We start from the raw sequence: 10,159 nt of genomic DNA on the forward strand, positions 1-10,159 counted from the left end.
CGTCAGGTGTTGCGGGCGGGGCGGAGGTCGGCGGGCTCGTCGTGGGCCGTGGGCCGMGGTGGCCGGGCTCGACCCGGGTCGCATGGCCGGGCAGCAGGGACAGCCCGACACTGAGGCCGACGACGGCCAGGACGGAGCCGGCTGCCCTCCGCGCGGCGCGTCTCCGATGACGGACACGCACCCTTGCCCAGAGACGTTCCCGGTGCTTCGGCTCGAACGGTGCGGGCGCCGTCCCGGTGTCGCGCATCATCTGTGCCAGCTGCCGTTCGAAGTGATCCATGGGGTTCTCCCTCACCGCACCGGCTCGTTCACGTTGCCCAGGAGCTGCCTCAGCCGAGCCACTCCGCGTGTGGCATGGGACCGAGCCGTGCCCACCGGGCACCCGAGCACCTCCGCCACCTGCCCCTCGGGCAGGTCCTGGTAATAGCGCAGTACCACCGCCACCCGCTGCTTCGGCGACAACTGGGCCAGCGCGGCCTCCAGCCGGGAACGCTCCACCACGTCCGCTGACACATCGCCGACAACAGCCGTCTCGGGCAGCTGCTCGACGGGGCGTTCACCCCACCAACGCCGCTGTCCCGAGCGTGCCGCCGCACGCATCATCACCTTGCGGACGTACGGCTCCGGTGCCTCGTCCGCGACCTTGGGCCAGACGAACCAGAGCTTGACCAAGGACTCCTGCAACAGGTCCTCGGCCCGATGCCGATCGCCTCCGACGAGCAGACGTGCCAGGTGGATCAGCACCGACCACCGGGCAGCCACGAACTCGTCGAACGCACGGGCTCGACTCTGCTCCATCCGCACTGTCCCTGTTCTCGCCGGTCGCCTACACCCTGTAGAAGGCACTGGGAGGCGGCCCACGATGCACCTGCGGACCATGATCTGGATCACAGGCACATCGACGACAAGCGCCTCGGGCCGCAGCCGGTTCCGGTATCTCCGGGTGGGAGGACGGCCCGGTCGGCGCCACCCGGCTCCGCAGCCACCCGCTTGCGCAACCGCAGGTCACGACGCCACCGCCTCGGACGACATGCCGTGGAGCAGAATCTCGCCCGAGAACGGTCCCCGGGACTGCCGGCTCAGAACGAGTCGCCGTGCCAGTGGGTTGCTCCCGTGGCCTGCAGCGTGGCGCGTATCGACTCCGGCGGGGCGAGGAGCGGGCGGGCCATGCCCACCGTCCGCGTCCGCTCCCGGGCCTGATCCCGGGCGAGAAACCGGGGCAGGGCAGCGCGGACGGCCGGGTCCTCGGGGAGGTGGGACCGGCCGACTGCGGCGCCCGCCGCACGGGCCCGGCGGGCCACCGCAGCGAACAACTCACCGAGGGCCGCCGGTGCGGCTTCCGTCACCGCGCACTCGCGGACCTCGACGGCCTCGCCGATGTGCCGGGCCACGGTGTAGCCGACCGCCGTCCCCCCGTCGTCCTCGGCGATCAGCCATTCGGCGCCGGGGCCGTACCAGGCGGGCACGCGGTGGATCCAGTCGTCGGCCGTCCGCATCGCGGTGAGTGGGCGTGCGGCGTTGAATCCGGCGTGCAGTTCTGCCAGCCGCGGGGCGTCGGCCGGGGTGGCCGCACGGATGCGGAAGCGGGGCTCGGGTGGGCCAACAGTGGTGAGCGGGCCCTCGGTCCAGGAGGTGCGGAAGCCGGTCCAGCCCGAGCGCTCGTAGACCCCGGGAGTGGCCGTGAACAGCAGGGACCATGCGCAGGACTCGGCGGTCATGGCCTCGGCGGCAAGGGCGAGCAGTCGGCGAACCAGGCCCTGGCCCCGTGCTTCGGGGCGGGTGGCGACATTGCCGATACCGCCCACTCGTTCGACCCGGCCGTGGGCGTCGCGGAGCTGCCGCGGCACGTAGCAGACGACGGCGTCGACCGTGTCACCGCGCGCGGCCACGAAGGTCCGCCGGTGGCGGTCGGGGTCCAGGGCGTGCAGTGCCGGGAGGTGCGGGGCGTCGAAGCAGATCGCCCATAGTGCGTGCACGGCTGCCTCGTCGGCCGGGGCGAGGGTGCGCAAGGTGTGTGTCATGACGTCAAGTTTCTTTCTGTGTACACCCGGTCACCGAAGGGTGGCGGAGCTGAGCGTCGTACGCCGTGTACGCGGCGGGGCGGATGAAGCGCATCCGGTGCGTCTGTTCGGCGAGCACGCCGCCGTCCATGACGATCCGGGCCCGCTGATGTACGCCCCGACGTCCGAGGCGAACAGCAGCAGCGCCCATGTTCTCGCCGGGCACCCGGTAGCAGCCAAGCGGAACACGCTCCCGGCAGGCCGTCCCGAACGCGTCGCGGTCGAAGGGGAACGCGCCGTCGATCGGGGTCCGGAACGCGCCGAGTGCGAGGGCACCGGCGGTGATGCCGTGCGGTGCGAGTTCGACGGCGGGGCTGAGCGCCGCGTCGACGACACCGGGCCACGGCGTACGGTCGCCGTGGCCCGGTGTCCGTGCGTGGGTGTCACCCACGCCTGGTGCGCTGAAGGCTCACCGCGTCGACGTATCCGGTCATGAGGTTCCACGCGGACGAGTACAGCGAGACGCGGACCGACGCCGTACCGGGCGGAGCCGTACCACTGGCCTGCGTGTCGATCCAGCGCCGCTGGTCCACGCCGCGGAGCGGTGCGCTCGCCGTCCGGCCGGCCGGCCGGCCGGCCCTGTCGAGGAAGCTCAGCAGCAGCACCGAATCGTCGGTGCTTCCGTCCTCGATGTACACCTTGGCACGGGCCCGGTAGTACGCCCCCGCGGTGGCCGGCACCGGCTCACCGGTGAGCTCCGCCGACGCCTCGGGGCCGCTCCGGGCCGCATCGACGATCTTCATGCTGCGTCTGCCGGTGTACGCCCGCTCCTGGGAGAGGGCGAACAGGGTGCCACCGCCCTGCCACCCCGGGACGGCACCGCCGTCCAGCCGCGCCACCTCGAAGCCGGCGTTGTGGACGGCCACCGTGCCGACCGGGCCGCGGCGCACCGGGATCATCCGCAGCCGGGACTCCGCCGTCTTGCCGAGGAAGTAGATGTTCTCGTGGCCGTCGGAGTCCCGGGCCAGGGTCATGAAGGCGACCTCCTCGTCGTAGTCGCCGAGTGTCACGTGGTCCATGGTCCTGGGGTCCACAACGGTGAGCTTGCCGGCCAGGGTGGTGTACAGCAGGCCGTCGGCGCCCCAGCGGAGGTAGACCGGCCGCCACATGCCGTAGTTCTTCACCTCGGGGTAGACGTTCTCGTACTTGACGACCTGGAGGGTGTCCGGGTCCATCGCGAACAGGAATCCGTCGGCCGCGCCCCACAGCAGGCCGTCGCGGCCGAAGCCGAGACCACTGATCATCTTCGGGCTGTCGAGGCCGGGGAGGTCGAGGGTGAGCTCCTTGACCTTGCGTTCGCCGGCGACATCCCAGACGAACATCTTGGCCTCGGACTCGGTGGCTTCGGTCCCCAGACCGCCGTGGACGGTGGTGGAGCCGTAGATCCGTCCGCCGCGCTGGGCGAGCCCGGCGACGCTCTGGTTGTGCACGATGTCGGGGTAGGTCTTCTTCTCCCCGTCGGCGGGGTCGTAGATGGTCAGCGCGCCGCCGAGCTTCCCGTAGTCGGGGATGGAGCCGATGAGCAGCTTGCCGTCGTGGGCCTTCATCACGTACGGCCGGTCCTGTTCGGAGCCGAGACGGAACTTCTCGGAGACGGCCGGGGTCGCCGCGTCCAGCTTCGCCGAGGAGATGATGCCTCCGGGGTAGATGCCGAAGTACATCGTGTCGCCCAGGCCCGCCATGCCCTCGGCCTGGCCCATCGGGAAGCGGGTGGTGCGGCCGGTGCGCGGGTCGAAACGGGACCCGGTGCCGCCGGGGTAGCCGCTCATGAACAGCGTGCCGTCCGGCGCCGCCTCCAGGTTGTGCAGCGGGTTCGGCGCGCCCTGCATCACCGAGGGCAGCGCCTTGCTGCGCCGTGAGGCGATGTCGAAAGCGGTGATCCTGCCGCCCGACTGCAGGGTGACGAGCGAGGTCCCGGGGAGGTCCGGATCATTGAGCGGTATCCAGGCGGCACCGCGCAGCGAGGTACCGAAGGCGATTCGGGTCGAGCGGGACTCCAGCGTCGCCGTGTCGATCTCGTACAGCTCGCGGTTGTTGGTGACGTACACCTTCCCGTCCCGCGACTGAAGCTGGTTGAAGGAGAAGACCCCCGCGTCCGAAGGCGTGTTCTTGCCGACGGACTTGTCGCTCCACTTGCCGGCGCCGAGGTCGTAGAAGAGCAGCTTCATCTGCGGATCGGCGAACTTGACGAACAGCCAGCCGTCGACGACCGCCATGTCGTAGGCGAAGGGCACCTGCCGGGGCTCCACTCCGAGGAGCGCCGGGACCTGGTCGGAGATCTTCGTCTTCGTACCGGTGGCGGTGTCGAGCCGGATGACGTCACCGACGGAGCCCACGCCCGCGTAGACGGATCCGTCGTGGTAGGCGAGGGAGCGCACGTACTGCTGGCCGGGCACCATCTGCCCGTAGTCGTGGAAGGCCCTGCTCCGCGGGTCGTATCTGAACACCTTGCCGTTGGGGAAGGTGCCGATCCAGACATTGCCCTCCGGGTCCGTGGCCATCGACCACAACGACTTCTCGCCCGGAACGGTGCCGAGTTTGCGCACTTCCTTGTCGGCCGGGCCGTAGCTCCACAGCTCTCCCGTCTGGCCGCCGGTGATGGCGGCGATGTAGACGGTGCCGTCGGGGCCGATCGCATGCCGCCAGGACTGCTGCACGCCGGGCAGCGTGAACGAGCGCAGCAGCCGGTTGTCCTGGACGTCGATGACGTTGAAGATCGCGTTCTCGGCGGAGACCGTCGCGTACATCGTGGGCCGGCCGTCCTCCGTGCCCACCACGGCGTCGTTGACGGAGACCGTCTCCTGCTGGACGCCGAGGTCGGCCTCGGGGCCGAACCACGTCCGGTCCAGTGCCGATTTGCCAGCACCACCGCCCCGGGCCGCGGCCAAGGGCGCGGGACCCGCGATCAGGACGGTCAGGGCGAGCAGCAGGATGAAGAGCGGTCCAGGGGGTTTTCGGGGCACCGCGTCCCTCCAAGTTATGAGAGTCTTCCAAATAAGTGGTCGTTTTGTTCGCGACTCAGAGCGGCATCTGCGCCATCTTGGCGCTTGACCGCCGCAATGTTTTCGTGGACTCTCTGATTAATCACGATGGCCGAAACGACGTCAAGAGGAGTACATGAACGCATCCCGACCCGCTGGCGGTGACTTGGCGCAGCTGCGTCGGCTCAACGCGTTCGGCGCGCTGCGGGCGCTGAGAAGCGCCGGCGAGCCGGTGACGCTGACCGAGCTGGCCACGCTCACCGGTCTCTCCCGCGCCTCGGCGGAGGACCTCGCCACCGAGCTGACCGACCAGGGGTGGGCGGCCGAAGTCCCGCCCGCGCCCGGCGCGGTGGGGCGGCCGGCCCGCCGTTACCGGTTCCGGGCCGAGTCCGGTCATGTCTTCGGGCTGGACATCGGTGCCCACAGCGTCCTCGCCGTGCTCGCCGACCTCTGCGGCACGGTCGTCACCACGGCCCGCCGAACGGTGCCGCCGGACATCCGGCGCGCCGACCGGCTCGCCGTCATCGGCGAGGTGATGACCGAGTGCCTGGACGACGCGGGGATCGACGCCCACCAGATCTGGACGATCAGCGCCGGCACCACCGGCGTCGTCGGCCCGGAGGGAGAGGTCGTACTCGCGGGAGCGGCCGCCGACTGGACCGGTGTACGGCTCGCCGAGCACCTGGACGAACGCTGCGCCGGGGCGGTTCTGGTGGACAACGACACCCGGCTGGCCGCACTCGCCGAGCAGCGCCTCGGTGCGGCACGGGACATCGAGGACGCCGTCTACATCCACGCCGGTCTCGGCCTCAGCGCGGCGCTGATCATCGGCGGCCGGGTGCACCGGGGATACAGCGGCGCGGCGGGCGAGATCGGCAGCTTCCCCGTCACCCCCTGGGCGACCGCCGCCACCCGCCTGGCGTGTTGTCCCGCCGTCCCGTCCGACGTACCCCCGCGGAACGCCGCCGCCCATGTGCTGGCCGCCGCCCGCCGGGGTGACACCGTCGCCGTGCGCGCCGTCGACCGCTACGCCAGCGACGTGGCCCTCGGCCTTGCGGCCATGGTGCTGACCGTCGACCCGCAACGGGTCGTGCTGGGCGGCGGACTGGSCCAGTCCGCCGACGTCCTGCTCCCTCGCCTCCGTAACCGTCTGGAGCCGCTGTGCATCCGGGTCCCCGATCTCCAGCCGTCCTCGCTCGGCGACGACCGGGTCGCACTCGGTGCGATCTGGCGAGCCGTCGAGCACATCGAGACGACGTATCTCGCGCACAACCGGCGGCCCACGGCGGCGCGCCCGTGAACGGCCGTTCCGGACCTGCCGCCATCACCCGGGCAGCCCGTGCTCCGGATCGCGGAGACCACCGCGCGGTCCGCCTTCCGGCTTTCGGGCGGCCCCGGCACGCACCGTACGCATCAGCAGCCGGCCCCTGTCGGTTCTCCGCACCCGGCAACCGTTGACGGCTTCGCGTCCAGGCATCGCAGCGGGAGACGCCCCCCGGCCCCACCGCACGCCTTGCCGGTCGCGTGCCTTTCCTTCACCTCCAGGGAGCTCTTGGGAATGTCCATGCACCTTCCGATATCCGATCGGCCCGTCCGCGTGGCCCTCGTCGGCGCCGGCAACCGCGGTCTGACGTACGCCGCGTGGATCAAGGCCCACCCCGAACGCGCCCGCCTCGTGGCCGTGGCCGATCCCCGGCCGGCGGCCCGCGCCGCAGCCGGGGCGGAGCTCGAGTTCGACGACTGGCGGCCGCTCGTCGAGGGGGATGCCGTCGCCGACGCCGTCATCGTCGCCACCCAGGACCGCAATCACGTCGAGCCCGTCCTGGCACTGGCGCGGGCCGGGTACGCGATCCTCGCCGAGAAGCCACTGGCGCCCAGCGAGGCCGAGACCCGCACCCTCATCGAGGGCGTGGAGAAGGCGGGCGTACTCTTCGCCGTCTGCCATGTCCTGCGCTACACCCCCTACACCGACCTGGTGAAGGAGGTTGTCGGCTCGGGCGTGCTGGGCGAACTCGTCAGCGTCGAGCACCTGGAGCCCGTCGGCTGGTGGCACTACGCGCACTCCTACGTGCGCGGGCCGTGGCGTAGCGAGAAGGACTCCTCGCCGATGCTGCTCGCCAAGTCCTGTCACGACCTGGACTGGATTTCCTACATCACCGGGGAGCGCATCGAGCAGGTCGCCAGCTTCGGCGGGCTCAAGCACTTCCGGCCCGAGAACGCCCCGGCCGATGCCGCGGAGCGCTGCCTGGACTGCGCGGCCGAGGACGGCTGCCCCTACTCCGCACTCAAGCTGTACGTGCCGACGCTGCGCGAGAAGGGCGCGGTCTGGCCGGTCACCCACGTCACGGACTCCACGGACGAGACCGAGCTGCTGACCGCGCTGCGCGAGGGCCCGTACGGCCTGTGCGCCTACCGCGTCGACAACGACGTGGTCGACCACCAGGTCCTCGCCATGCAGCTGTCCGGCGGCATGACCGCGACGTTCACCATGGTCGCCTTCACCGAACAGACCGACCGCCAGACCCGGATCTTCGGCTCGCACGGCTGGCTGATCGGCGACGGCAAGCGTGTCACCGTCCACGACTTCCGCACCGACGAGGTCACCGTCCACGAGGTTGACACGAGCGGTTCCAACGCCGCCGAGGGACACGGCGGCGGGGACATGGCGTTGATCGATGCCTTCGTCCACGCCGTCGCCACCGGTGACCCGGCCGCGGTCCGCTCCGGCACCAAGGCCACGCTCGGCAGCCACCTGGCGGCCTTCGCCGCCGAACGCGCCCGCCTCACCGGCTCCGTACAGAGCGTGCCGGCGCGCTGATTCACGTCCCCGAACAACACCGTTCCCCGCTCATCCCCAGGAGGTTTCCGCTCATGTTCCGTATCGCCCGTCGCCGCCCGAGACCCCGTGCCGTCACCGTGCCGCTGCTCTCAGCTGCCCTCGCCACCACCGTCCTCGCAGGCTGCGGATCCGGGACCGACGACGACACCATCACCATGTGGACCTACCCGGTCATCTTCGACGAGGCCAAGAACAAGGCCTACTGGGACGGCCTGGTCAAGGCGTTCGAGAAGAAGCACACCGGTACCAAGGTGAAGGTGGAGACCTTCCCGTGGGCCAACCGCGACACCGCACTGGCCACCGCGATCGCCTCCGGCAAGGGCCCGGACGTCGTCTACCTGATCCCGGACCAGCTGCCGAAGTACGCCAGGAGCATCGTTCCGGCCGACGAGTACATGCCGGCCGACGCCAGGTCGGACTACACCGACTTCGCCCTGAAGTCCGTCACGTACGACGGCAAGGCGCTCGGCACTCCCGTCCTGACCAGCGCCAACCCGCTGATCTGCGACAAGCGGGTGTTCGCGGCGATCGGCGAGAAGAACTACCCGACGAGCTGGGCCGAGCTGGAGGCGCTGGCGCCGGAGCTGAAGAAGAAGGGCTACTACGCCACCAGCTACAGCGGCGACACCCAGCAGACGCTGAACATGACCTTCTACCCGCTGCTGTGGCAGGCCGGCGGCGACGTCTTCTCCGAGGACGGCAAGCAGGTCACCTTCAACGACGCGGCCGGCGTGAAGGCGCTGACGTACCTGAAGAAGCTCGTCGACGGCGGCTACACCGACAAGGACCTGGTCGCCACCACGCCGAAGCTGGAGCAGACCCCGACCGCCAAGGGCAAGGTGGCCTGCACCTGGCAGAACACCCCGGCGGACGTCGAGCCGTTCTGGGGCAAGGAGAACATCGTCGTCCAGCCGCCGCTGAAGGAGACGGCATCGGTCGGCTACGGCACCGTCGGCGCACTGTCGATGCTCAAGGGCGCCGACGTCAAGGCGGCTGGAGAGTGGATCTCGTTCGTCGCCGAGGCCAAGAACGCCGCCGGTCTGCAGAAGCAGTCCGGTACCTTCCCGGCCCGCACCTCCGCCGGGAACCTCTACCCCGACGACGAGATCCTCACCGCCGTGGCCGACACACTCCCGGCCATGGAGACCGGGTCGCTGGAAGAGAAGTCCCGTGAGGTGATGGGCGTGCTCGCCCCGGAGATCCAGGCCGCGATGCTCGGCAAGAAGTCTCCCCGGCAGGCCCTCGACGACGCTGCCAAGGCGGCCGGTCCGCTACTCGGCCGCTGACATCGGCGCCCCCGCCCGTCCGTCGAACCACACGCCCGGCGGACGGGGGACCACCTCTCCCCCCTTTCCCCGTATCGCAAGGAGATCGCCGTGGCAGTCGTCGCGGAACCCACCCGCCGGGGCCGTCGCAGCGGGCCGCAGGCGCGCCGCGAGGCCCGGATCGGCCTGCTTTTCGTCCTGCCGTGTTTCCTGCTCTTCCTGGCGTTCCGGTTCGGTCCGGGTGTCGCCGGGGTGCTGATGAGTTTCACCGACTACTCCCTGACGGGTGGCGGCAGTTTCATCGGGCTGGACAACTTCACCCGTCTGTGGGACGACCCGTTGTTCTGGCAGGCGCTGAAGGTCACCGTCCTCTACACGGTGCTCGCGGTGCCGGGCACGCTGATCGCGTCGGTGTCCCTGGCGCTGATCACCCGCCGTGCGTTCCGCGGCGCGAAGTTCTTCCGGTCGGTGTTCTTCCTGCCGGTCGTCACCTCGCTGGTGCTGGCGGCCACCGTTTTCGTCTGGATCTTCTCCACCGGCGGGCCGTGGTCCACCCTGATGGGCTGGCTGGGGATGTCCGAGGGCTCCTGGCTCTCCGACGACGTGCTGGTGCTGCCCGCGCTCGCGCTGGTCGGTGTCTGGTCCCGGTTCGGGTACGGGATGCTGATCCTGCTGGCCCGGATGCAGGACATCCCGCGGGAGCTGGAGGAGGCGGCGCTCACCGACGGCGCGGGCCCCTGGCAGCGGTTCCGGCACATCGTGCTGCCGCAGCTCAAGCCCGCCCTGTTCTTCCTCGCCGTGATCGAGACGACGGCCTCGTTCCAGGTCTTCGACGCCGTCTACACCATGACCGGCGGCGGCCCCGCCAACGCCAGCTACACGCTCGTCTTCCAGCTCTACGACGCGGGCTTCAAGTACTTCGACCTGGGTTACGCCTCCGCCATCGGCGTCGCGCTCTTCGCGCTGACCGTGGTGGTCGCGGTGATCCAGCGGCTCGTGATCGGGAAGGACCAG

At 70.4% G+C, this 10,159-nt stretch carries 8 protein-coding genes; 4 read left to right on the top strand and 4 right to left on the bottom strand.

Annotated features, from left to right (window positions below; translation table 11 throughout):
* Positions 1 to 291: 291 nt before the first annotated feature.
* From EAO76_RS21430 to EAO76_RS21445, 4 genes are all read right to left on the bottom strand, one after another.
* Complete coding sequence (locus tag EAO76_RS21430; protein WP_148837577.1) at positions 292 to 798, bottom strand: SigE family RNA polymerase sigma factor; 507 nt, start codon at positions 796 to 798, stop codon at positions 292 to 294.
* 281 nt (positions 799 to 1,079) lie between these two features.
* A complete protein-coding gene (locus tag EAO76_RS21435) occupies positions 1,080 to 2,021 on the bottom strand; it encodes a GNAT family N-acetyltransferase (RefSeq protein WP_148837578.1) in 942 nt (313 codons plus the stop codon).
* Positions 2,022 to 2,025: 4 nt separating this feature from the next.
* Positions 2,026 to 2,451: a hypothetical protein gene (locus tag EAO76_RS21440; protein WP_148837579.1), complete on the bottom strand. Its 426-nt coding sequence runs from the start codon at positions 2,449 to 2,451 to the stop codon at positions 2,026 to 2,028.
* Positions 2,444 to 5,023: a hypothetical protein gene (locus EAO76_RS21445; RefSeq protein ID WP_187438729.1), complete on the bottom strand. Its 2,580-nt coding sequence runs from the start codon at positions 5,021 to 5,023 to the stop codon at positions 2,444 to 2,446. Before EAO76_RS21445 ends, EAO76_RS21440 begins: the two co-directional genes overlap by 8 nt.
* A 154-nt stretch (positions 5,024 to 5,177) precedes the next feature.
* Here EAO76_RS21445 and EAO76_RS21450 point away from each other — a divergent pair, with 154 nt between their 5' ends.
* From EAO76_RS21450 to EAO76_RS21465, 4 genes are all read left to right on the top strand, one after another.
* Positions 5,178 to 6,341 (top strand): ROK family transcriptional regulator, encoded by a 1,164-nt coding sequence (locus tag EAO76_RS21450; protein WP_148837580.1) that lies wholly within the window; start codon positions 5,178 to 5,180, stop codon positions 6,339 to 6,341.
* Positions 6,342 to 6,599: 258 nt separating this feature from the next.
* A complete protein-coding gene (locus EAO76_RS21455) occupies positions 6,600 to 7,859 on the top strand; it encodes a Gfo/Idh/MocA family protein (RefSeq protein WP_148837581.1) in 1,260 nt (419 codons plus the stop codon).
* A gap of 53 nt (positions 7,860 to 7,912) precedes the next feature.
* On the top strand, positions 7,913 to 9,166 hold the full coding sequence (locus tag EAO76_RS21460; protein WP_148837582.1) for an extracellular solute-binding protein: 1,254 nt from the start codon (positions 7,913 to 7,915) through the stop codon (positions 9,164 to 9,166).
* Positions 9,167 to 9,256: 90 nt separating this feature from the next.
* The coding region (locus EAO76_RS21465; RefSeq protein WP_148837583.1) for a carbohydrate ABC transporter permease at positions 9,257 to 10,159 on the top strand (903 nt) is incomplete at its 3' end.

Source organism: Streptomyces sp. sk2.1, assembly GCF_008120935.1.
Lineage (GTDB): Bacteria > Actinomycetota > Actinomycetes > Streptomycetales > Streptomycetaceae > Streptomyces.

Bases quoted from the DNA above. Each gene is read 5' to 3' on its own strand.
- EAO76_RS21430 (WP_148837577.1), bottom strand. From the start codon at position 798: ATGGAGCAGAGTCGAGCCCGTGCGTTCGACGAGTTCGTGGCTGCCCGG.
- EAO76_RS21460 (WP_148837582.1), top strand. From the start codon at position 7,913: ATGTTCCGTATCGCCCGTCGCCGCCCGAGACCCCGTGCCGTCACCGTG.
- EAO76_RS21435 (WP_148837578.1), bottom strand. From the start codon at position 2,021: ATGACACACACCTTGCGCACCCTCGCCCCGGCCGACGAGGCAGCCGTG.
- EAO76_RS21455 (WP_148837581.1), top strand. From the start codon at position 6,600: ATGTCCATGCACCTTCCGATATCCGATCGGCCCGTCCGCGTGGCCCTC.